Annotated in this window: 26 protein-coding genes; 8 read left to right on the top strand and 18 right to left on the bottom strand. The window is 68.6% G+C overall.

The window, feature by feature from the left end:
* Positions 1–217: 217 nt before the first annotated feature.
* The 3 genes from B7K21_RS03260 to B7K21_RS03270 are packed head-to-tail and all read right to left on the bottom strand — an operon-like array spanning position 218 to position 1,669.
* Positions 218–583 carry a type II toxin-antitoxin system death-on-curing family toxin gene (locus tag B7K21_RS03260; protein ID WP_084073790.1) on the bottom strand — a complete coding sequence of 122 codons (366 nt, stop codon included), beginning with the start codon at positions 581–583 and terminating at the stop codon, positions 218–220.
* Complete coding sequence (locus B7K21_RS03265; protein ID WP_084073791.1) at positions 580–786, bottom strand: hypothetical protein; 207 nt, start codon at positions 784–786, stop codon at positions 580–582. Before B7K21_RS03265 ends, B7K21_RS03260 begins: the two co-directional genes overlap by 4 nt.
* Positions 787–841: 55 nt before the next feature.
* Entirely contained in the window at positions 842–1,669 is an 828-nt protein-coding gene (locus B7K21_RS03270) for an NADPH-dependent F420 reductase (protein WP_255373740.1), read from the bottom strand.
* Between B7K21_RS03270 and B7K21_RS12420 the strand changes: the two genes are divergently transcribed.
* Both B7K21_RS12420 and B7K21_RS03280 read left to right on the top strand, forming a co-directional pair.
* Positions 1,580–2,554, top strand: coding sequence for an HNH endonuclease signature motif containing protein (locus tag B7K21_RS12420; protein WP_144016041.1), 975 nt, complete (start codon positions 1,580–1,582; stop codon positions 2,552–2,554). The two genes, B7K21_RS03270 and B7K21_RS12420, sit on opposite strands and share 90 nt — an antisense overlap.
* 62 nt (positions 2,555–2,616) lie before the next feature.
* Positions 2,617–3,540 carry a NaeI family type II restriction endonuclease gene (locus B7K21_RS03280; RefSeq protein WP_200806232.1) on the top strand — a complete coding sequence of 308 codons (924 nt, stop codon included), beginning with the start codon at positions 2,617–2,619 and terminating at the stop codon, positions 3,538–3,540.
* Here the strand turns inward: B7K21_RS03280 and B7K21_RS03285 are convergent.
* The 8 genes from B7K21_RS03285 to B7K21_RS03320 form a co-directional block, all read right to left on the bottom strand.
* Positions 3,537–4,529, bottom strand: coding sequence for a DNA cytosine methyltransferase (locus tag B7K21_RS03285; RefSeq protein WP_084073795.1), 993 nt, complete (start codon positions 4,527–4,529; stop codon positions 3,537–3,539). The two genes, B7K21_RS03280 and B7K21_RS03285, sit on opposite strands and share 4 nt — an antisense overlap.
* A gap of 105 nt (positions 4,530–4,634) precedes the next feature.
* Positions 4,635–5,351, bottom strand: coding sequence for a M50 family metallopeptidase (locus B7K21_RS03290; RefSeq protein WP_084073796.1), 717 nt, complete (start codon positions 5,349–5,351; stop codon positions 4,635–4,637).
* A 43-nt stretch (positions 5,352–5,394) separates the two neighbouring features.
* The gene (locus tag B7K21_RS03295; RefSeq protein WP_084073797.1) at positions 5,395–5,802 is read right to left on the bottom strand and encodes a hypothetical protein; all 408 of its coding nucleotides are present in this window, start codon (positions 5,800–5,802) and stop codon (positions 5,395–5,397) included.
* Between the two features lie 51 nt (positions 5,803–5,853).
* Complete coding sequence (locus B7K21_RS03300; RefSeq protein WP_159448398.1) at positions 5,854–6,705, bottom strand: alpha/beta fold hydrolase; 852 nt, start codon at positions 6,703–6,705, stop codon at positions 5,854–5,856.
* 19 nt (positions 6,706–6,724) lie between these two features.
* The gene (locus B7K21_RS03305; protein WP_084073799.1) at positions 6,725–7,606 is read right to left on the bottom strand and encodes an ABC transporter permease; all 882 of its coding nucleotides are present in this window, start codon (positions 7,604–7,606) and stop codon (positions 6,725–6,727) included.
* Positions 7,603–8,592 carry an ATP-binding cassette domain-containing protein gene (locus B7K21_RS03310; protein WP_234989157.1) on the bottom strand — a complete coding sequence of 330 codons (990 nt, stop codon included), beginning with the start codon at positions 8,590–8,592 and terminating at the stop codon, positions 7,603–7,605. The genes B7K21_RS03305 and B7K21_RS03310 overlap by 4 nt, the downstream gene beginning before the upstream one ends.
* A 93-nt stretch (positions 8,593–8,685) precedes the next feature.
* Positions 8,686–10,500 (bottom strand): long-chain fatty acid--CoA ligase, encoded by a 1,815-nt coding sequence (locus tag B7K21_RS03315; protein ID WP_084073801.1) that lies wholly within the window; start codon positions 10,498–10,500, stop codon positions 8,686–8,688.
* A 78-nt stretch (positions 10,501–10,578) separates the two neighbouring features.
* Positions 10,579–11,022 (bottom strand): YbhB/YbcL family Raf kinase inhibitor-like protein, encoded by a 444-nt coding sequence (locus B7K21_RS03320; protein ID WP_084073802.1) that lies wholly within the window; start codon positions 11,020–11,022, stop codon positions 10,579–10,581.
* A 124-nt stretch (positions 11,023–11,146) separates the two neighbouring features.
* Here B7K21_RS03320 and B7K21_RS03325 point away from each other — a divergent pair, with 124 nt between their 5' ends.
* Together B7K21_RS03325 and B7K21_RS03330 are read left to right on the top strand one after the other, a co-directional pair.
* The gene (locus tag B7K21_RS03325) at positions 11,147–11,515 is read left to right on the top strand and encodes a PadR family transcriptional regulator (RefSeq protein ID WP_084073803.1); all 369 of its coding nucleotides are present in this window, start codon (positions 11,147–11,149) and stop codon (positions 11,513–11,515) included.
* Entirely contained in the window at positions 11,512–12,903 is a 1,392-nt protein-coding gene (locus B7K21_RS03330; protein ID WP_234989158.1) for a permease prefix domain 1-containing protein, read from the top strand. The genes B7K21_RS03325 and B7K21_RS03330 overlap by 4 nt, the downstream gene beginning before the upstream one ends.
* Here B7K21_RS03330 and B7K21_RS12910 read toward each other — a convergent pair.
* Positions 12,831–13,256 (bottom strand): DUF2933 domain-containing protein, encoded by a 426-nt coding sequence (locus B7K21_RS12910; RefSeq protein ID WP_084073805.1) that lies wholly within the window; start codon positions 13,254–13,256, stop codon positions 12,831–12,833. The genes B7K21_RS03330 and B7K21_RS12910 overlap by 73 nt on opposite strands.
* A 292-nt stretch (positions 13,257–13,548) precedes the next feature.
* On the opposite strand from B7K21_RS12910, the gene B7K21_RS03340 reads away from it, so the two are divergent.
* Positions 13,549–14,331 carry a prolipoprotein diacylglyceryl transferase gene (locus B7K21_RS03340; protein WP_084073806.1) on the top strand — a complete coding sequence of 261 codons (783 nt, stop codon included), beginning with the start codon at positions 13,549–13,551 and terminating at the stop codon, positions 14,329–14,331.
* Here B7K21_RS03340 and B7K21_RS03345 read toward each other — a convergent pair.
* A complete protein-coding gene (locus B7K21_RS03345; protein WP_084073807.1) occupies positions 14,303–15,400 on the bottom strand; it encodes a cell wall metabolism sensor histidine kinase WalK in 1,098 nt (365 codons plus the stop codon). The two genes, B7K21_RS03340 and B7K21_RS03345, sit on opposite strands and share 29 nt — an antisense overlap.
* A gap of 5 nt (positions 15,401–15,405) precedes the next feature.
* The gene (locus tag B7K21_RS03350) at positions 15,406–16,125 is read right to left on the bottom strand and encodes a response regulator transcription factor (protein WP_084074782.1); all 720 of its coding nucleotides are present in this window, start codon (positions 16,123–16,125) and stop codon (positions 15,406–15,408) included.
* 162 nt (positions 16,126–16,287) lie between these two features.
* Here B7K21_RS03350 and B7K21_RS03355 point away from each other — a divergent pair, with 162 nt between their 5' ends.
* Genes B7K21_RS03355 through B7K21_RS03365 form a run of 3 tightly spaced genes read left to right on the top strand, consistent with a single transcriptional unit; the run spans position 16,288 to position 18,267 of the window.
* Entirely contained in the window at positions 16,288–16,581 is a 294-nt protein-coding gene (locus tag B7K21_RS03355) for a glutaredoxin (protein WP_084074783.1), read from the top strand.
* Position 16,582: 1 nt separating this feature from the next.
* Positions 16,583–17,638 (top strand): cytochrome c biogenesis CcdA family protein, encoded by a 1,056-nt coding sequence (locus B7K21_RS03360; RefSeq protein ID WP_084073808.1) that lies wholly within the window; start codon positions 16,583–16,585, stop codon positions 17,636–17,638.
* A gap of 2 nt (positions 17,639–17,640) precedes the next feature.
* Positions 17,641–18,267 carry a peroxiredoxin gene (locus B7K21_RS03365; protein WP_084073809.1) on the top strand — a complete coding sequence of 209 codons (627 nt, stop codon included), beginning with the start codon at positions 17,641–17,643 and terminating at the stop codon, positions 18,265–18,267.
* Between the two features lie 89 nt (positions 18,268–18,356).
* On the opposite strand, the gene B7K21_RS03370 is transcribed toward B7K21_RS03365, so the two are convergent.
* From B7K21_RS03370 to B7K21_RS03385, 4 genes are all read right to left on the bottom strand, one after another.
* Positions 18,357–19,022: an amino acid ABC transporter permease gene (locus B7K21_RS03370; RefSeq protein WP_084074784.1), complete on the bottom strand. Its 666-nt coding sequence runs from the start codon at positions 19,020–19,022 to the stop codon at positions 18,357–18,359.
* A 5-nt stretch (positions 19,023–19,027) separates the two neighbouring features.
* Positions 19,028–19,849 carry an amino acid ABC transporter substrate-binding protein gene (locus B7K21_RS03375; RefSeq protein ID WP_084073810.1) on the bottom strand — a complete coding sequence of 274 codons (822 nt, stop codon included), beginning with the start codon at positions 19,847–19,849 and terminating at the stop codon, positions 19,028–19,030.
* A gap of 444 nt (positions 19,850–20,293) precedes the next feature.
* Positions 20,294–21,400, bottom strand: a complete 1,107-nt coding sequence (locus B7K21_RS03380; RefSeq protein ID WP_234989159.1) for a cell wall metabolism sensor histidine kinase WalK — start codon at positions 21,398–21,400, stop codon at positions 20,294–20,296.
* On the bottom strand, positions 21,397–22,113 hold the full coding sequence (locus B7K21_RS03385; RefSeq protein ID WP_084073811.1) for a response regulator transcription factor: 717 nt from the start codon (positions 22,111–22,113) through the stop codon (positions 21,397–21,399). Before B7K21_RS03385 ends, B7K21_RS03380 begins: the two co-directional genes overlap by 4 nt.
* Positions 22,114–22,163: the final 50 nt, after the last annotated feature.

The following is a 22,163-nucleotide window of genomic DNA, read 5'->3' on the forward strand; positions in this document are numbered from 1 at the left end:
GTTCCGTAGGCCTTGTTCGATGCCGGGATCTGCGAACCTGGGCTGCAAGTCGACTCATCGTGGTAGACATCAGGATCGTCGGCGTTGGTTGAGTAGAACGACGCCACCTTCATGGCGATCTCCCTTGATCTCACTAGGCGCGAGGGCCATCCCCGCCGCTTCCAGGTCTACCGCGACGGTCTGACAAGACAGCTGCTGCGCCGCAAGGCCAGTAGGGCTAATGGATGACGTGCAGGCCTGCCGCGATCTCGCCCACATCGCGCGTGCGGCCGCTGGCAATGGCCATCGTGAGGTTGAAGAGGCCATCGTTGTCGAGCGCCGACGTTGCGCCGTTGATTCTGAGGAAGACGAGTGCACACACTGCCGCAAGCCGCTTGTTCCCGTCGACGAGCGCATGGTTGAGACACAGGGAGTGCATCAACGCGGCAGCTTTGAGATCGAGTTCAGGATAGGCCTGTGCTCCGAGCACGCTGGTGGCAGGACGGTCCAGTGCGGACTGGAGAAGACCAAGATCGCGAATGAGCCCAATCTCCTCCGCGTCGATGATGCGTAGCACCACTCGCGTGCTGAGATAGCGCGTCACACAGATCCCAAGCGATCGAGAGCGTCTCGATACTCACGCGCAACCTCGCTGTACGCGGCCATGGCGTCGTCTTCGAGTCGCCTCTCCGAGTCCGCCTCGAGCACTGCACGCAGGATCGCCTCAGTCTTCGAGACGTGCCAACGCTCCGCAAGGCGGTCGATCGCAGCGTCCTGCGCTTCAGTCGTCCGAAGTGTCATAGCCATGGGACAATGATACCGCCGTGGTATCACTCGCGCCAGGGAATCTTCCGTGACGCACTCACACCTGCTGGACGCGCTCCACGATCGGCAGGATCTCCTCCAACTCGGCACGCGTCACGCGCTTGCCGTAAGCCGGAGTGTCGCGCTCGGTGCGCCAAGACTCGGCCAGCGGACCCATGTCCACTGCGTCGTAGCCCAGGGCGTCCAGGAAGGACACGACGAGCGCCTTCGCCGCGTGATCGTCCCCCGCGATGCCGAGCGCGCGACGGTCGAGCGTGCCCGCGGCGGTTCCGTCGGAGGGGATGTCCTTAGCATTGATGTGGTTGAACGCCTTTACCACCTGCGAGTCGGGCAGCGCGCGCTGCACCAGCTCCGACGTGGTCGCCTCGTTGTTGTCGAGTTCGGCGATGCGTCCGTCGCGCTGCGGATAGTAGTTGTTCGCATCCATGACGACCTTGCCGGCGAGAGCGTCGGCCGGCAGCTCGCCGACCTTGCCCAGCGGGACGGCCACGAGCACCAGGTCGCCCGCCTCGGCGGCCTCCTCGGTGGTGCCTGCACGCGCGTTCTCACCCAACTCGTTGATCAGGTGCGTGAGACTCTCAGGGCCACGCGAGTTGCTGATGACCACGTCGTAGCCGGCCGCGATAGCCGCCTTCGCCACGTTGCTGCCGATGTTGCCTGAACCGATGATGCCAATGGTTGCCATGCTTGCTGGAACAGGCTGGGCGGGTTGGGCATTCCGTGTGTCATCGTCCCTGCTCTTGTCGCGGAGAAGCTGAGCTGCCAAGCTGCAAACATGAGCGAGCCAGTTGAACCGAACGCCTGGCTCCTTCTCGCCGCTGGAGATAGTCGCCAGTACGGCGGCAATGACGGGTACGACGATCAAGCTGACGCCTATTACACCTGGGACAGCACCGTTAACAACCACGCAAGGATTCGACGAGGAGATCGCGTGGCCCTGTGGGACAAGGAACGCCTTCTCGGAATCTCCGTCGTCGAGGACATTCAGACCGCTGACACCCAGAAGATTCGTCGTAGGTGTCGCGCTTGCGGCCGTGCGAACATCAAAGCGCGAAAGGGCCGCGAGCCCTTGTATCGATGCCAGTCATGCGGCGCAGAGTTCGACGAACCGATTGTCGAGACAATCGACATCAGACGCTACACATCCCGTCACGACGCCGCTTGGACCGCACTGGACACGACGATCGATGGCGACCGTCTGCGCGCGCTGTGCGTCTCACCAAGAAGCCAACTAAGCATGCGTCCGCTGAAGTGGGTAGAGTTCCGCGACGAGCTGGCGGCGAGCGGTATCGAGCGAGCCCTTGCACGCGTGTTGGCTCGCGCGCCTGAGGAGCAGGACCCTATGCCCGCCGACGACCCGACGACGCTTGGTGGAGGCCACTCCCTCGCGACCGTTCGTGTCCGTCGTGGGCAGCAGAAGTTTCGAGAGCACCTTCTCGCTGTTTTCGGCGAACGTTGCGCATTCACGAACGAGACGCCGACTCGCGCCCTCGAAGCAGGCCATCTCTACAGTTACGCAGCTCTCGGCGAGCATCACCGACACGGCGGGCTACTACTGCGGCGCGACATCCACCGCTTGTTCGACGACGGCCTACTCGCCGTGGACCCGACTAGCCTCACAGCCGACGTCGCACCCTCCCTCGAGCCCTATCCTCAGTACTCGCGCCTGCACGGAGAGCCTCTCTCCGTTCCGCTCCGAGATCAGCAGGTCGAGTGGCTCGAGAAGCACTGGGTCGAGCATCGGAGTTGATAACACCGAAGGCCATGCACCGCGGACTGTGACCGCATCGCCCCTGGCAGTAGGTTGACATCGTGGAACCTGACAAGAAGCTCGAGAATGTAGCGGCTGAGCTGCTGGCGGCCGACCCGTCCGGCGAGAAGCTCGGCGCAGTCTTTCGCGACGCGTTTGACTACCTCTACGACGGGCAGCGAACGGGACACTACCGGCCAGACCAACTTTCCAAGACCGAGAAGACACACTGCGGCTCGCTCGTAGAGATCTATCTGCGCCGCGCGCTAGACGGCACGATTCACGATGGGGCGCTGCTCGACTACGAGATCGCGGGCGTCGACGTGGACTGCAAGTTCTCTTTCACGCGTGGAAGCTGGATGATCCCGCCCGAAGCGTTTGGAGAAGTCCTTCTCGTCACGCACGCGGACGACCTTGTCGGCGAATGGAGCCTAGGGCTCGTTCGCGCGACTCCAGATCTCTTGCGGGCAGGGGCAAATCGTGACGGCAAGACTGGCCTGAACTCGCTCGGACGGAACGCAATCACATGGCTCTTCAACCGGGCGCCGCTTCCTCCAAATGCGCTTCTCGCGCTTCCCGAGAGTGATGTCGCCGCGATCTTTGCCGCCCGTAGCGGACAAGCACGAGTCAATGAGCTCTTCAGGCGTGCGCAACTGATCCCGATATCGCGCGCAGTCGTAGCGACTGTGGCCCAACAGGACGACTACATGAAGCGAGTCAGATCCAACGGCGGCGCGCGATCCCACCTGCAAACAGAAGGCATCTTGATTGCAGGCGGCGACTACGAAGTTCACCGGCGTATCGCTCTCGACCTGGGTGCGCCCGACGTCGGACCGGGCGAGTTCGTGAGCATGCGGGTCCTCGAAGCATCGCCAAGTGACCTTCAAACAGTCGAACTCGACGGGAGGCGCTGGCGAATCGCGTTGCCCGGGGAGTCCTCGCGCGCTGCCGCTCCCACCCTGCCGACGACACGCCGCCGGACCTAGTTCGCGGCCTCGGCTGCGTACTCGACCTCGCCCGTGCTCGCGTCAGCTGCGGCGATCGCGCGAGCAATCGAACTGCCGATCGCTTCCGCGACGGGCGGCGGGAATGCATTGCCGATTTGGCGATACACCGATGTCTTACGGCCCTGGAATCGCCACTCATCGGGGAATCCTTGGATGCGAGCCACCATGCGGTTCGTGAGGCGCGGCACAGCACTCGCGGGGAGCCCGGACGTCGGCGGGGCGTCAGCGACACCCTTACCGTCCACCCCGAGCGCGAGCCACGCGGCCTTAGCGCGCGTGGGGCCCAGATCTGCGCCACCATGCTTCTTCGAGCCGCCAACGATTGTGGGGGCGACCGTAGACGCTCGCCGCGCCCAATCGTCCGCACCTGGCCATCCCGTCTCCGACATGAGGTCATGCAACGCTTCACCAACGGTGACCTCTTCGTCGAAGGGCGTGGGCCACTCAAAGTGCTCCGCAACGTCCTTGCGCAGAGCAACCAGGATGAAGCGCGGCCGCAACTGCGGAACACCAAACCAGGAGGAGTACACCAGCTTCCAGTCGGTCTCATAGCCCAACACAGCAAGGCGGTCGAGGATCGACTGGCGGTAAGTGTTGAACCGGGAACTCGCGAGGCCCCTCACGTTCTCGAGCATCACCGCACGCGGCTTGATCTCCTCGACGAGACGCAAAGCTTCTGGGAAGAGGTCTCGCTCGTCATCGGCGCCAAGTTGCTTGCCCGCCATTGAGAAGGGGGGGCAAGGCACCCCGCCTGCGAGAAGGTCCGTTTTGGGGACCTCAAAGCCCTTCACCTCGCGCACATCGCCGACATGCACATGCCATGCCGGTCGATTCGCCTTCAAAGTCGCCGCCGCGTCAACGTCAATCTCGACAGCGAGGACATGCCGGAATCCCGCGCGCTCCAGGCCCACTGACTGGCCACCCGCGCCCGCGCAAATCTCAACAACGGTCAGGTCAGCGCGATCCATGCGTACATACTCCCATCTCGGCAGGCGCGGACCCCTACGACACGTAGCGCTCCGTCAAACATCTCAGCAAGTCCTTGGCAAGACACAATCAGAGCCCTCTGACACTCAGATTTCGAGCCCCACGATCCACCAGCCCCCAAGCGCGGCACACGCCACCGCGACCAGCCAGAACACCGCTACCCACACTCCCCCGGGCACGTGCGTGAGGCGGGCGAGCGCGTCGGCGTCCGAGCCGGACCGCCCGCCACGCCCGCGGCGTGAAGCGCTCAGCTCGACAACGGCGCGCACCGACCCCAGGAGCAGCAACCACACGACTCCGTAGGCGACGCCCACGCGCCACACATCTCCACCGGCCCACGCGACCCAGCCGAACGCGCCGATGGCAAGGATCACCACCAGGAAGCCGTACACGTTGCGTATGAACAGCAGCACCACGGCGAGCACGAGCATCACGAGCCACAGCACCAGCGGAGAGCGCCCGTCGGCCAGGAGCGCAGAGGCACCGAGCCCCAGCAGCGCGGGCGCGGGATAACCTGCGAGCGCGACAAGGCTCAGGGGGAGGCGGCGGGCCTCACCGTACGACTCCGTGAGTCCGGAGGTGTCCGAGTGCAGCCGGATCCCGGACACCCGCCGTCCCGTGAGGGTGGCGACGATGCCGTGGCCGGCCTCGTGCGCGATGGTGACTACGTGGCGCACCACGTGCCATAGCGCCGGCACTGCGAGGCATACCGCGACGGCCGAGAGCGGGATCCAGACGGACGACGGAGGGGCCTCCACCACCGCCGTGAGGTCGGCCCACACCTGATCCCAGATCTCGTTCATGACTGGCCCAACGCGCGGGAACCCAGGATCGATGTCAACAGCTCTACTCGCAGTAGGAGCACACTCCGGTCGCCGGGAGCGCCGTGAAGCACGTGGAGCACACGGCGGGAGGAGCCTCGGCGGCGGCCTTCTTCGCCGCAGCCTTGCTGAGGGGCTTCGCAGGCTTGGGCACCGGCGCGCCGTCCACGGGCAGCGGCACCATGCGCGTCGGTCCTCCGAGCGGCTGCAGCGACACGAACGCGGGCATCACGTAGCCCACCACTCCCCCGCCCGCCGGGGCCTCGAGGCCGATGTGCTCGCGCGTGGCGGGGATGTAGACGTGCTCGTAGCCGAGCCCCTGCACGGCGTCGCGGATCGGGCGGATGTTCTCGACCGGGGGCCCCCAGTCGGCGATCGCGTCCTCGATGGTGGAGAAGTAGGTGCGTTCTTCAGGTTCCGGGGTCTTGCTCACTTCTCCATGATGAACCATTCACGGCACTGTCGACGCCGCCGAGGTCCCGGGTCAGTCGGCGCGCAGGAGCCACGAGAATGCGTCATCCAACCCGTCCAGCACGGAGAGATGACCGTCGCCGTCGCGGACCGTCAGCGACGCGTCCGGGAGGGCATGCGACAGCCATCTGGCGTGACGTTCGGGCACGACCAGGTCCGATGCGCCATGCACCACGAGGCACGGTTGCGTCACGCGGGAGACGGGCACGCCCCACGGACTGATGAACGAGAGATCGTCCGCGAGCACACCCTCCACCCCCGTCTCCACGGCTCGCGACGCGGTGCCTCGGAAGTCGTGCCACCGGCCGTCGAGCGCCGCGATGTCGCGGTCGATGAACATCGGCGGGTCAACGTCGGGCTCGCGAAGATGGCGCCTCAGCGCCGGCCCGCCCCGCAGCGCGGCAATCACCTCGCCCAGCCCGGGCCCATGCATGCCGCGCCACCACCGCAGGCCGAGTCCGCGAGGGTCGGCCGGGTCCACACGGAACGGTGCGAGCGACGCGAAGAGCGCGACCCTCTCGACGCGTACAGGCATGGCCGCCGCAGACGCCAGGGCGTAGGGCCCACCCCCCGAATACCCGAGCGCGACGACGCGCCCCGCACCCGCCTCGTCCAGCACGGCTCGAGCGAGCCGGGCGCCGTCACTCACTGAGCGCGGCCCGGCATCCTCGGACTCGCGGTACCCGGGTCGGTCGAAGCTCACGATCCGCACCCCGTGCGACGCCGCGAGGTCCACGAGCGCGCGCGGCGGCTCACCCGTATTGGGCGTGCCGTGATGCCACAGCACGGTGACGCGCGCGTCGTCCGGCCCTGCGCTGTACCAGGAGACCCGGTGCTGCTCGAAGGTCAGATGCCGAGGCTCCACATCGGTGAGCCTAGGCCCGTCAACTGGGGTCGCGATACTTCCACATCGTGAGCGACCCGAAGACCGCCACCAGGCCCGCCGACCACATCAACGACCATCCGAGCTCCGGGCCCACGGGCATCCCGTTCATCAAGTCACGCACGGCGGTCACGAGGTGCGAGATGGGGTTGACCTCGACCCAGGCCTGAAGCCAGCCCGGCATCGTCGAGGGGTCCACGAAGATGTTGGAGCCGAACAGCAGCGGCATGAGCACGAAGCTCGCGACGCCCATGATGGACCCGGGCGTGCGCAGGATCATCGACAGGAACGTCCAGATCCACCCCAGCGAGAACGCGAAGATCAGCACCAGCCCGATGCCTGCCACGACGCCGACGAAGCCCCCGGCCGGGCGCCACCCGATCGCGAGGCACACGAGCGCAGTCACGGTCGATCCGACGGCGAACCGCACGCCGTCGCCCAGCAGCATGCCCACGAGCGCGGACGGACGCCAGATGGGCAGCGAGCGGAAGCGGTCGAAGACGCCACGGTCGATGTCTGTGCGCAGCGTGGTGCCGGTGTACATCGTGATGAACAGCACCGACTGCACGAGCACGCCGGGCGCGAGGAACGCGATGTAGTCCTGCACCGAGCCCGCGAGCGCACCACCGAACAGGTAGGTGAACAGCAGCGTCATCATCACGGGGAACACCGTGACGTCGAACAGCTGCTCAGGCACGTGCTTAATCTTGAGCAGGGCACGCCACCCGAACGTGAGCGACGTCGACATAGGCGACGGCCGTGCAGGCCGCTCTCCCGTAGTGAGGGCCTCGGCGATGGCCTTCGCCTGGGGCGCACTCTCCTTGACGCCCGACGCGGGTGCCGGCTCGGGAGCGGCAGCCTCGGTACGTGTCTCGGTGCTCATGCCGCGACCTCCTCATCGGTCGGCTGACCATCCGGGCTGTCGCCGCCGTCGGCCGTGTGCCCGGTGAGGGCGAGGAAGACCTCGTCGAGCGTGGGCTGCCCGAGCGCGAACTGCGCGAGCTCGAGCTTGGCCGCCTCGAGCGAGGACAGCGCGCGGGTCACGCCCGAGCGGTCCTCGAGCGCAGCGACGAGGCCGTGCGGGTCCGTGGTCGTCTCGACTTCGACGCCCAGCTCCCGCACCAGAATCTCGCGCACCGCGGCCAGGTCTGCGCGGTGCATCACGCGCACGTGCAGCGAACCGGAGCCGACGGAGGCCTTGAGCTCGCTCGAAGCACCCTCGGCGATGATGCGACCCTGGTCGATCACGGAGATGCGCCCCGCGAGCTGATCCGCCTCATCCAGGTACTGCGTGGTCAGCATCACGGTGGTGCCGTGGGCGACGAGCGCGCGCACGATGTCCCACACCTCGATGCGGCTGCGCGGGTCCAGGCCTGTGGTGGGCTCGTCGAGGAACAGCAGCTCGGGGGTGACGACGAGCGAGGCTGCGATGTCGATGCGGCGACGCATGCCGCCCGAGTACTTCTTCACCTGACGGTCTGCGGCGCCCTCGAGCCCGAAGGCGCCCAGTAGCTCGTCCGCCCGCCGCGTCGCGCCTGCTCCACGGAACCCGTACAGCTTCGCGAGCAGTCGCAGGTTCTCGCGCCCGCTCAGGTCCTCGTCGACCGAGGCGAACTGGCCCGTGAGCGCCACGCGCGAGCGCACCTCGTCGGACGCATGCACGATGTCGTGCCCGAGTACGCGAGCCGAGCCCGCGTCGGGCCTGATGAGGGTCGCGAGCATGCGGATGGTGGTCGTCTTACCCGCACCGTTGGGGCCGAGGAAGCCGTGCACGCCGCCGCGAGGGATCGCGAGGTCGATGCCGTCCACTGCGCGCGTGTCGCCGTAGATCTTGGTGAGACCCGAGGTCTCGATGGCGAGGTCGGTCACAGTACAGCCCCCTGTTCCACGCGCTCCGGGTGCGCGCGATGGGACCAGGGTAGGCGCGGCCACCGACATCCCGCGAGGGATGGGTCTGCGGCTCTACGCAGCGGACGCCGAGGGGCCGCCGCCGTCCTTGCGCGAGTAGATCGACTCGATCACGTCGGAGAAGTGCTCCATCACCTGGGCGCGACGCACCTTGAGCGATGCGGTCAGCTCCTCACGCGCCTCGGAGAACTCGCGCGGCAGGATGCGGAACTCGCGGATCGCCTCGGCGCGCGACACGTGCTCGTTCGCGGCGGCGATCGCGCGGCCGACGAGCTCGCGCACCCGCTCGTGGACCGACGCCTCCTCGAGCGTCATGTCGGGCAGCTCATGCGACTTGAGCCACGCGGGCAGCAGCACCGGGTCCAACGCGACGACCGCCGACACGAAGTGGCGCCCGTCGCCGACGACGACGGAATCCTGGATAGCAGGGTGCGAGCGGATCGAGTCCTCGAGCACCGCGGGCTGGATGTTCTTGCCCGAGGACAGCACCAAGATCTCCTTCTTGCGGCCCGTGATCGTGAGGCTCCCGTCGACGATCTCGCCGAGGTCACCGGTCGCGAACCAGCCGTCACGCATGACGGCAGCTGTCGCCTCAGGCGCGTTCCAGTAACCCGCGAAGAGGTTCACGCCCCGTGTCAGGATCTCGCCGTCCTCCGCCAGCGCCACCTCGCCACCCGCGATGGGGTGACCGACCGTGCCCATGTTCTGACCCTTGCTGGGAGTGCCCATGTGCGCTGCGGTGGTCTCGGTGAGGCCGTAGCCCTGCATCACCGTGACCCCCAGGCCGCGGAAGAAGTGGCCGATCTGCGGCGTGAGCTTGGCGCCGCCGGCGAGCACGTAGCCCAACTGCCCGCCGAGCAGGTGGCGGATCTTCTTGAGCACGAGCGCGTTCGCGATGGCGTACTGGAGCTTCAGGACGATGCCATGGCCGCCTGTCTCCTCGGCCTGCGACACCTTGCGCGCGACCCAGGCGGACCAGCGGAAGATCTTCTTCTTGATACCGGTCTGCGCAGCATCGGCGCGGTTGTAGATCGTCTCGAGCACGCGCGGCACGAGCGGAATCCAGGTGGGCCGGAACGAAGCGAGGTCCGCCGCGAGGGTCTTGTGGTTCGGGGTATAGCCGATGACCGCGCCCGACGACAGAGCGAGGACCATCGCGAGCCGCGCGAACACGTGCGCCAGCGGCAGGAACAGCAGCACGCGGGTCTCACCCTGCACGAATGCGCCGAAGCCGGGGTCGCGCTCGATGTTCGCGCAGTGGACGACGAGGTTGCCGTGGGTCAGCATCGCGCCCTTGGGACGGCCGGTGGTGCCGGAGGTGTAGATGATGCTGGCGAGGTCGTCGAGCACGACGTCGGCAGTGCGCGCGTCAAGGTCCTCGTCCGTGACGCCGGAGCCGGCCGCAGCCACCTCGTCGAGCCCCTCCGGAGTCAACGCGATGACAGCGAGCGAGGCCTCGAGGCCCGCGAGCATCGCACGCTGCTCCTCGGTCTGCGCGGCGATGATCGCGAGGCCGGCATCCTCGACGATCCATGAGCACTGCTTGGGCGAAGACGACGGGTAGATAGGCACCGAGACTCCGCCTGCGGCGAGCACGGCGAAGTCCATCACGGACCACTCGAGGCTGGTGTCTCCCATGATGCCGACGCGGTCGCCAGCGGCGACGCCCTGAGCGATCAGTCCCTTGGCGACGGCGCGCACGCGGGACTCGAACCCGCCGAGACTGACGGGACTCCACGCGCCCGCCTCGTCCTTGATCTCGGCGAAGGGAGCGGACGGGTTCGCGGCGGCGCGGTCGCGCAGCAGCGCCGTGAGGTTCAGCGAGTCGTCGACGGTGACGAGGCTGGGGGAGGACATCTGTGCTTCCATGGACCGATCTTAACTTACGCACGCGTAGGTTACGGAGCCGTAGGTCCTACGCGTGTCACGAAGTACCCGGCGCAACGCCTACCGCGAGTAGATCGCCACGATCCGCGCCTGCTCCACAACCGCTTCGGCATAATCCCGCAAGAACTCGTCCCTCGTCGGCTCCCCCACCACCCGACGGCCCAACGCGTAGACCCAGAAGAAATAGTGATGATCGCCATGCCCATACGGCGGGAACGGCCCCACGTAGCCGAAGCCATCGTCATCGTTCAGACCCGCGCGGCCCACCTCCGGCAGGATCTCCCCGTCGATCGCCGGCAGCCCGTACAGCGCCCAGTGCGTGAAGCCATGCGGCAGAGGCGCATCAGGGTCATGGCAGATGAGCGCGAGCTCGACCGCGTCGTCTGGCACACCTGCCACGATCAGCCTCGGCGTCTCAGCACCCACGTGACCTGCGAAGCGATCATCGATGCGCTCGCCCGCGAGGATGTCGGGACTGGTCAACGTGAGACTCTTCAGCGGCATGGCTCCTCCGATCGCGGCACCACTTCCATCCGGCGCCCGCGACCGGCACTGTGCACGCCGAATCCCGTACCTCACAGTGCTATGTATAGTGCTCCTAGGCAAGACCCGCACCTGGGAGGCAACCGTGAAAGTCAGCAAGGACCTGATGGCCGCCAGCTCCGCGCCACTCGTGCTCGCAATCCTCGCCGAAGGCGAGAGCTACGGCTACGCGATCGTGCGCCGCGTCCGCGAGCTCTCCGACGGCGAGATCGAATGGACCGACGGCCTGCTCTACCCGCTCCTGCACCGGCTCGAGGACGCGGGCCACGTCGAGTCACGCTGGGGGCAGTCCGATACCGGCCGACGCCGCCGCTACTACCGCCTCACCGCAGCCGGAACCGCCGAGATCACCGAGCAACGCCGCCAGTGGGCCGCCGTCGCCGCAGCGCTCGAGTCTGCGTGGGACGGGGTCCGCCAGGCCATCACACCACTCGCCCCGGGAGCGGCACCGTGAGCCCCCGCCACACACCCCACACGCCCGACGCCGGAGCCGCTCCCGCTGCCACGTCCAGCACCTCCGTGGAGGCCGAGATCGCACGGTGGCGCTCCTACGTCGTCGCCCGCAGCTCCGTCACGGCGGCCGACGCCGACGAGCTCGAGGACCACCTGCGCGGCCAGATCGACGACCTCACGGCAGCCGGACTCGCCCAGGACGAGGCCTTCCTGGTCGCCATCAAGCGCATGGGCAGCCAGGCCGACGTGGCACGGGAGTTCGCGCGCACCCACTCGCGACGCCTTTGGCGTCAGCTGGTGCTCGACGGCGGCGAGTCTCGGCCTCGCGGCACCGCCGGTCCGATGCTGGGGTTCGCCGTGGCGGCAGGGCTTGCCGTGAAGCTTCCGTGGCTCGCGATCGACCCTGAGCGCGCACCATTCGACTACCTTCTGACCGCCATGCCGCTGCTGCTGACCGTGCTCGCGGCGTTCCTGTGGTGGCGGCGCAGCGACTCGGCAGCCACGCTCGCGACCGTGGGCTCGGTGGCGGCGGGACTTATCGCGCTCGGCGTCGCGTACCCCTTCGACGACTCCTCCGACACGGCCACGCTCGCCCTGCTGCACGGCGCGATCGTGATGTGGCTCGGCGTCGGCATCGCCTACGCTGCGGGCGACTGGCGCTCGCGCAACGCCCGCATGGACTTCATCCGCTTCACCGGCGAGTGGCTCATCTACATGTTCCTCATCGCCACCGGCGGCGGAGTGCTGATGGGAGTCTCGCTCGCCGTGTTCGAGGGGCTCGGCCTTGACCCGATCGTCGCGATCACCGAGTGGGTGCTGCCCCTCGGCGTCGGCGGCGCGACTGTCGTCGCGGCCTGGCTCGTCGAGTCCAAGCAGGAGGTGCTGGAGTCGATCGCCCCGGCACTGACCCGCATCTTCGCTCCGGTCGCGACGCTCGCCCTGGTGGCGATGCTGGGCGGCGCGGCCGTCAGCGGCGGATTCCAGGACAGCCGCGACGTACTCATCGCCGTGGATCTGGTGCTCGTGGTGGTGCTGGGCCTCGTGCTGTATTCGATCTCGGCGATCGAACCGTCCTCGCCCGCGGGTTGGACCGACCGGCTGCAGCTCGCTCTCGTGGTCGCCGCGCTGGCTCTGGACGTGGTGGCGCTCGTCGCGATGGCCGACCGCACGTTCGACGGCGGTCTCACTCCGAATCGCGTGGCGACGCTCGGCATGAACCTCGTGCTGCTCGTGAACCTCACGGGGACGGCGTGGCTCTACCTGCAACGGCTGCTGCGCGGTACGGCGCTCACGGCCCTGCTGCGCTGGCAGACGGGCTACCTGCCGGTGTTCGGCGCTTGGGCGGCCGTTGTTGTCGTGGCCCTGCCACCCCTGTTCGCCTTCGCCTGAGCGCCATTGGCGCCGACAACCTCGTGGGCGCCAGCGGCGTCGCTGCCATGGTGACCGCCGTGGCCGGCCCCTCCCATGTGACCGCGCATCATGAAGAACATCATCAGCGGGCACGCGAGGAGCAGCGCGTATGGCACCGCAGTCCGCAGGTCCACGCCGGCGACGATCAGCACGACGAGCACCGCTCCGCCCGCGATGAGCATTCCTCTGACATGACTCTTCATGATTCTCCTTGGTGAGGTTCGGGGTCGGCGGCGCGGTTGTGCGAGCCGGGATGCCCGGTACGTGGGGAGCGCGGCCGACCCCGGCGCGGTGGCCGGCGACCCACGGGAAAGATGCGGCACACCACCCATGCGGATGCGCCGATCACCCCGGCCCACGCCACGAGGACCCACCACAGGTCGCCCGCCGCCACGGCGCCGTCCACGACACCCATCGCCACTCCTGTCACCGCAGGGACGCCCGCTGCGTCCGCTGCCCCTCAGGGTGGCGGGAGCCGATCAAGGTCCGGATGCCGCGCGATCAAGGTTCGCTCAAGATCGGGCGCCACCTACGGGCCTTGATCGGACCTTGATCGGACCTACACCGCCCCCATGGGACAGCACCGGCAGGATCGGCACGACCCACTCGGCTGAAAGGATCCCCGTGCTTCCCGTCCTCTTCTCGATCGGCGGCCTCGACGTGCAGTCGTACGGCGTGAGCAAGGCTCTCGCCGCGCTCGTCGCGGCGTACCTGCTCGGCCGCGCGTTCCGCACACGAGGCCTTGAGCCCGACGACGCTCACGCCATGGTGATGTGGGCGACCATCTGGGGCTTCGTGGGCGGCAAGATCTACTTTCTGCTCGAGCACGCCGACCAGCTCTCGTGGCATCACCTGGGAGGAGCAGGCTTCACCTGGTACGGCGGGCTGATCGGTGGCGTCGCAACGTTCCTCATCATGATCCGCCGCAGGCACCTGCCCGCCGCCACCGTGATCGATGCCGCCGCGATCCCCCTCGCTCTCGCCTACGGCATCGGCCGGCTCGGCTGCTGGCTCTCGGGCGATGGCACCTACGGCAAGCCCACTGACCTGCCCTGGGGCGAGACGTACCCCCAGGGAATGGTGCCCACCGAGGTCCCGGTGCACCCGACGCCGCTGTACGAGTCGCTCGCTGCGCTCGTCATCGTCGCCATCCTGTGGACCGTGCGCCGGCTCCCGCTGCGCCCCCTCCAGCTCTTCGGCGCCTACCTGATCCTCTCGGGGATCTCGCGCTTCCTCGTGGAGTTCCTGCGCATCAACGAGCCCGCGCTGCTGGGCCTCACGCAGCCCCAACTGTGGTCACTCGCGAGCGTCATCGGCGGCGCGGCGATCATCGTCGCAGCACAGCGGCGCGCGCCCGGCCCGGTGGACGCCCTGCCCGTCACGGAGCAGGCGGCAGCGTCACAGTGAAGGTGGCCCCGTGCCCGACGCCGGGGCTGGCTGCCTCGACAGCGCCGCCGTGGGCCTCGACGAGGGCCTTCACGATCGCGAGCCCGACGCCGGAGCCGCCGCGCGCCCTGTCCCTCGCCTCGTCGACGCGATAGAAGCGCTCGAATACGAACGGCAGGTGCGCGGCGTCGATGCCCACACCCGTATCGGCGACGGCGATCGCAATGCCCCGGCCCGAGCGTCGGGCATGGACCGTGACCCTGCCGCCCGCGGGCGTGTGCCGCAGCGCATTGTCGAGCAGGTTCCCCAGCACCTGCGCCAGACGCTCACCGTCGACGTCCACGCGCGGAAGTCCGGCCTCGGCGGACCCCTCCAACGCGACCTCCGCCTCCGCAAAGCGCTGCCGGGCGCGCGCGATCGCGTCCTCGACCAGGCCCGACGCCGTGCGCGCCTCGCGCGCAAGGCTCACCGCACCGCTCTCGGCCCGGGTGACCGCGGCAAGATCGTCGCTCAGCCGAGCGAGGCGAGCACCCTCGCCGCGCAGCATCGCCACCACATCAGGCGACAGCTCCTCGACCCCGTCCTCGAGGCTCTCCAGGTACGCGTTCATCGTGGCCACCGGCGTGCGGAGCTCATGCGCCACATCCGAGAGCAACCGCTGACGCAACTGCTCGCTCGCCTCGAGCCGCACCGCCATCTGATTGAAGGCGGCGGCGAGCTCCTCGAACTCGCCTCCCATCCGCGGGTCCGGCACGCGAGCCTCGAGAGAGCCCCCCGCGATGTCGTGCGCCGCGCGGGCCAGGTGCGCCAGCGAGGCGCCCAGCCGGCGCGCGATCAGGAAGCTCACCGCGAGCGCGGCGACCGCCCCCATGAGCATGCCGACCGCGAGCGCGCGGCCGCTGGCCTCCTCGAAGGCAAGCTCGGCGTGCGCGACTGCCTCCTCACCCGTGCGCGTGCCGCCATCCACGAGGTGATCGTGGAAGGCGCCGGGGCCGACGAGCCCTGCGACCAGCCACGTGGTGACGCCTGCAGCGACGAGCACCACAGCGATCGCGACGATCAGCCGCAGGCTGAGACCGGCTCTGCGCATGGCGCTCACTCCCCCGTGCCCATGCGATAGCCCACGCCGCGGACGGTCCTGATGTACTGCTGGCGCTCGGCCGTGTCCCCCAGCTTCTGGCGCACGTGAAGCACGTGCACGTCCACGAGGTGGTCATCGCCCACCCAGGACCCACCCCACAGATCGTCGAGCAGCTCGGCGCGCGTCATGACCCGCGAGGGTCGCTGGGCGAGCGCGGCAAGCACATCGAACTCCGTGCGCGTGAGGTGCACCGCCTCACCGGCGAGCGAGACTTCACGCGACTCGAGGTCGATCTCCAGAGATCCGAACTCCAGCACGCCGTCACGCGCGGCTCGCGCGACTGCGGACGGCCTGCGGGGCCGCCGCAGCATCGCACGCACCCGCGCCACCAGCTCGCGGGGGCTGAAGGGCTTGGTCATGTAGTCGTCGGCGCCCACCGACAGGCCCACGAGCTTGTCCACCTCATCGGCGCGCGCCGTGAGCATCACCACATAGCAGTCGGAGAACGTCCGGAGCTGGCGGCAGACCTCGACGCCGTCGACGCCGGGCAGGCCGAGGTCCAGCACCACCACGTCAGGATCGAGCTCGCGCGCGGTGCGCAGTGCGGCCTCACCGTCCGGCACCGACTCCGCCTCGAAGCCGTCGCGGACCAGGTAGTTGACCACGACGCGCGCAAGCGAGGCCTCGTCCTCGACGACGAGGGCGCGCAGCGGAGCGGGGGGCGGGATCGTCATGCGCCCATTGTCCACGCGCATGTCCCGCCGGGTCACGACCGTGCGGCCCTGTGCGTACGCGATCTTGATCGAACCTTGATGCAACCGCAGTCGATCGTGAATGCGCCGCTCCAAGACTGGAGCCACCGATCGATCACGGGCCCCGGCCCTGAGGAGGACGCGTTGACCCCGTCACGACCGCGGGCCCAGGTCACCCTGGTCACGAGCCCCGCCTGCCACTTCTGCGAGGACGCGAGCGCCGCACTGCGCGATCTCGCGCAGACCTATCCGCTCGAGATCACCACGGTGCCTCTCGGCTCGGGCGTCGGAGCCGCGCTGGTGGCCGAGCACCGTCCGGCGATGAACCCCTTGGTGCTGCTCGACGGCGAATTCTTCAGCTCAGGGCGGCTGCCGCGCAAGAAGCTGATCAAAGCGTTGGAGCGGCGCGACGCCGCAATCGTTGCGGGGGGTCGCTGACATGGGCTCCGAGCTTCTCGCCACGGGCAGCATCCTCGCCGCGTTCTTCGCAGGCGGCGTGGCCCTGTTCGCGCCGTGCTGCATCGTGTTCCTCGCACCCAGCTATCTCGCCGGCGCCGTCAAGAACAGCCGGTGGCGCCTGCTGCCGCTGACGTTCGTCTTCGCCGCCGGCCTGGCGGTAGTGCTCGTGCCGATCACGCTGGGCGTCAGCATGCTCGCCGGCGCGATCGCTCAGTACCACTTCGAGATCTACGTCGCCGGCGGCGTACTCATGTTCGTGCTCGCAGGCCTCGCGCTCTCGGGCCGCATGTGGGCGCTGCCCTCGTTCCTGCGCGCTCCCGACACACGCGGGGGCGACTCAGCGAGCTTCTTCGCGCTGGGCGTGTTCTCTGGCATCGCCTCCAGCTGCTGCGCTCCCGTGCTCGCGGGCGTGATGACGCTGTCCGTGCTCTCGGGCTCCGCCATCGGCGGCCTGACCCTTGGACTCGCATACGTCTTCGGCATGGTGTTCCCGCTGTTCGTCATGGCCCTGCTGTGGGACCGCGCGAAGCTGGGCGAGAAGCGCTGGCTGCAGGCGCGCCCCGTGCGCCTGTCCGTGATGGGTCGGTCATGGGTGACCAACACCCTCAACATCGCCGTCGCGATCGCCTTCGCCGCAATGGGCGTGGGCGTCATCGCGCTCGCAGGCTCGGCGGACATGACCGGCGGCACCGCCGCACAGGCGTGGGCGTCCGACCTCCTTACCGACATCTTCGCGCAGATCCAGCACTTCCTCAGCCCCGTGCCGGAGCCGATCCAGGCGATCGGCCTGCTCGCGGTGGCCGGCCTGTTCGTGTGGGCGACGCTCGTGGGCGCTCGCCGCTCGCGTCAGCCTGCTTCGGGCCACGGTGCACCGGTCGTCTCCCCCGACGCTTCGACGGGCTCCGACCCCACCGCTCCCGCAGACGCTCACACATGCTGCTCCACGCCGGGCGAGGACTCGCCGAGCGAACACGACAGCGACCACACCGCCATCAGGACCGTCCCGACCCAGACCGCGCCCCTCGAGAAGGAATGACCATGCCCTCAGGATCTGCCACCAGGCTCAAGCGGGAAGCCGAGCGCGCGCTCGACGCCGCCCAGCACGAGGTACGCGCCAAGCAGCGGCGCCGCTCGCTCATCGTCAACGCGATCTGGATCGTCGCGCTCGCAGGACTTGCGGTGCTCGTGACGGCCGCGCTGCTGTCCTCGCGTCCCGAGACCGGCTCAGGGATGTCACCCGCACGCGACTTCACCCTGCCCCTGAGCGACGGTTCCGAGGTCTCCCTCACCGACTATGCGGGCCAGCCGGTCCTCCTGTACTTCAACGAGGGCGCCGGCTGCGACTCGTGCCTCATGCAGATGGCCGCGATCGAGCAGACGCCCGGCTTCGACGAGGCTGGCATCGCCGTCCTGCCGATCGTCATGAACAGTGCCGAGCACATCAACGCCGAGCGCGACCGCCTCGGCGTCACGACCCCCTTCGCGCTCGATGACGGCACGGTGTCCGAGGCGTACGGCACCCTCGGAGCGGGCATGCACGAGGGCCTGCCCGGCCACGGCTTCGTACTGATCGACGCCTCGGGGAATCAGCTCTGGTACGGCAACTACCCGTCGATGTGGCTGGACCCCACGGAGCTGCTGGAGATCGTGAACTCGCAGCTCTGACCGCGGTCGCCCCCTGCCCCCCAGCGCGCGACCGCCGACGAGGGTGCCGACGCCATCTGCGCGTCGGCACCCTCTTCGCGCGCGAGGCGTCACCCGACCCGCGCGAGGCCCCGCGAGAGCCGGCGTTCGAGCATCGCCTGGCCGGCACCGAGCACGAGGCACACACCCCAGTAGACGAACGCCGCCTCGACGTACAGCACGAGGAACTCCTGGCTGAAAGCGGCGATCTGCTGAGCCTCGCGGAACAGTTCGGTGACGAGGATCAGGGAGGCGAGCGAGGTGTCCTTGACGAGCGAGATGAACGTGTTCGCCAGCGGAGGCACGGCGATGCGCGCGGACTGCGGCAGCACGACCTGCGTGAGCGCCTGCGTCCGCGTCAGGCCCACTGACGACGCTGCCTCCCATTGGCCGGTGGGGACGGCAAGGATCGCCGAGCGCACCACCTCGGCGCCGTAGCCTCCCACGTTGAGCGAGAACGCGATGATCGCCGACGGCCACGGATCGATCGTGAGACCGAGCGACGGCAGCCCGTAGAACACCACGAACAGCTGCACCAGCAGGGGTGTACCGCGGATCACCGAGACGTACACGGCCGCAATCGCGGACACGACGCGCCGCCGCGAGATGCGCATAAGCGCCACACCCACCGCGATGGCAAGACCGATGGCGAACGACGCAAGGGCGAGCGGGATCGTGCCTCGGATCGCCCCGCCCACGAGAGGGCCGAGCGATCCGAGGACGAGATCCCAGTCGATCTGCGTCACGCCGTGCCCGCAGTGGAGACGTCCGCGCCGAAGTAGCGCTCAGAGATCTCCGCGAGCGTGCCGTCCTCTTCGAGCACGGCCAGTGCGTCGCTGACCGCCTCCGCCAGCTCCTCGCTGCCGTCTGCGAAGGCGAATGCGCTGCGCGAGACGTCATCGGTCTCAGCGGCGATGCGCAGGTCGTCGGCACCCGTCTGCTGGACGTAGTCGAGGTAGGTGAGGCGATCGTTGATCGTCGCATCCACACGGCCCTGACGCACCAGAGACACGGCCTGCGCCCATCCCTCGATGGGCTCGATCTGCGCACCTACCGACTCGGCGAGCGTGTACCAGTTCGACGTGAGCGACTGTGCGGCCCGCAGACCGGCGAGATCGTCGAAAGAGGCAACCTCGGAGTCGAGCGAGGTCACGACCACGCCGGTCGAGTAGGTGTACGGGCTCGAGAACACGTACGCCTCCTCACGCTCAGGCGTGATTGAGACCTGGTTCGCGATCACATCGAACCGCCCCGCGTCGAGGCCAGCGAAGATGGCGTCCCACTGGGTCTCCTCGAAGGTCACGTCGACCCCGAGTTCAGCAGCCACCGCGCGGATCACGTCCACGTCGTAGCCCACGAGGTCGCCGGAACCGTCCTCGTGGTAGCTGAAGGGCCGGTACGTGCCCTCGGTTCCGACCACCAGCACGCCCGCCTCCTGAACGGCGGCGAGCGACTCGTCGGACTGCGGAGTGGCCGAGGCGTCGGCCTGGCTCTCCGCCGTGGAGCATGCCGCGAGAGTCAAAGCGGCCACGGCGATCAGGGGCAGTGCGAGACGGATTCTCATGGGGTGTTCCTTTCGTGAGCGCGCGACAGCACGGTGCTGACGCGCGGAGGTGCGCTGGGGCGCCTGTCAAGGTGCGCGCAGCGTCGGCGGCGCGCGGAAGCCGCCCTCACGGGGCGGTCGTCATGGGGGCGCGCAGTGCGCGCTGGCGGCCCTCAGCGAGCCGCTGCTGTCACGCGAGGCGACAGCTGCACGTGCACATTCGACAGCTCACGGACGCGGCGCGAGTGGCGGGCGTCGACGTGGCGAAAGCGGCGTGCATGGCGAAGACGCTAACACTTGGGAACCGAGCGCCGTGACCACGTCGCGTGGCCTCGTGCGTGAGACCGCGCGTTCTTGATCGAACGTTGATCCGGCCGCGGACGCCCTGGGAGGCGCTGCGTGCGCGGAACGGGCGGCAGAGCACTGGCTGACTCGCAGGACACGTCGCTCAGGCTGCGGGCGGAGTCACAGCGCGGGAAGAGTGACAGTGAACGTCGCCCCATGCCCGACGCCCGAGCTGGCGACCTCCACCGTCCCACCGTGCGCCTGCACCAGTGCGCGCACGATCGCCAGCCCGACGCCGGACCCGCCGCTCGCTCGATCCCGCGCCTCATCAGCCCGGTAGAAACGCTCGAACACGTACGGAAGGTGCTCCGCCGCGATCCCCGACCCCGTGTCCGCGACGCTCAACGCGACGCCCTCGCCCGAGCGTCGGGCGCTGAGAGCGACGGCGCCGCCCGCGGGCGTATGCCTCAACGCGTTGTCCACGAGGTTGCCCAGCACCTGCGCCATCCGCTCCAGATCGACTCGCACGCGCGGCAGGTCCCCCGGGGCGTCGAGCTCGAGCGCCACCTCCGCCGCTGCGGCACGTTCAACGCTCGCAGCGCGTGCGGTGGCCAGCAGCTCGGCGGGATCGTGCTCCACGAGGTCCAGCCGCACCTGTCCGGCCTCCGCACGCGACACGGCGGAGAGGTCCTCGCTGAGCCGGGTGAGCCGCGCCGCCTGTGCGCGGAGCATCGCCACGGTCTCAGGCGTCAGCTCGGCCACGCCGTCCTCGAGCCCCTCCAAGTAGCCGGCGATCGTCGCGACAGGAGTGCGCAGTTCGTGCGCCACGTCCCCGATCGCGCGCTGCCGCAACCGCTCGCTGTGCTCCAAACGCTCGGTCATGACGTTGATCGAGTCCGCGAGCTCATCGAACTCGCGACCCATGCCGGGCGACGGGACGCGCGCCCCGTATTCACCGTCGGCGACGCGATGCACCGCGCCACCCAGCGCACCCAGAGAGGCCCCCACGCGCCTCGCCACCAGCACGCTCACGAGTGCCGCTGCCGCCACCGCGACCACGAGCGCGATGGCGAGCGCCATCGCGCTCGACGACGCCGCAGCCCGCTGGGTCTCGAGCAGGTCGCTCATCATCCCGTGGCGCATCATGCCGCGCAGCCGCTGCTCAAGCACTCGCGGCGCGATCGCGCGATCCACGAACCACACCACGACGACGGTCACGACCACCACGGCACCGAACGCCATCACCAGCCGGGTCGCAAGCCCCCGCTCCTTGAGCCAGCCGTTCACGTGTCGGCTCCAGTCCCGATGCGATAGCCCACACCGCGCACCGTCCGCACGTACCGCTGCCGCTCCGCCGAGTCGCCGAGCTTCTGCCGCACGTGCCGCACGTGCACATCAACCAAATGCTCGTCGCCCACCCAGTCGCCACCCCACACTTCAACGAGGAGGTTCGCCCGCGTCAGGACGCGCGCGGGGTGCTCGGCGAGCACGGCGAGAATGTCGAACTCGGTGCGCGTCAGCGGCACCAGCTCTCCACCCAGACGTGCCTCACGCGCCGGCGCATCGATCTCGAGGTCGCCGACGGTGAGCGTCGGAGCTTCGGCCGATGCAGCGTCGGACGCATCCAAACGGGGCCTGCGCATCATCGCCCTGAGCCGGGCGACGAGCTCTCGCGGACTGAACGGCTTGGTCATGTAGTCGTCGGCGCCCACCGAGAGACCCACGAGAGTGTCGACCTCCTCGGCTCGCGCCGTCAGCATCACGACGTAGCAGTCGGAGAACGTCCTGAGACGCCTGCACACCTCGATGCCGTCGATGCCCGGCAGGCCGATGTCCAGCACCACCACGTCCGGGTCCAGCGTTCGCGCTCGCTCCACCGCGTCCTCGCCGTCGTGCGCAACCTCCACCTCGTAGCCGTCCTTCACGAGGTACCCCGCCACGAGGTCCGCCAGCGCAGACTCGTCCTCCACCACGAGAGCGCGAAGCGGGACAGCGGCCATACGTCCATTCTGGTGCGGCGCTGCCGCCGCAGCGACGCCACCATGCCCCG

Source organism: Demequina sp. NBRC 110052 (assembly GCF_002090075.1).
GTDB lineage: Bacteria > Actinomycetota > Actinomycetes > Actinomycetales > Demequinaceae > Demequina.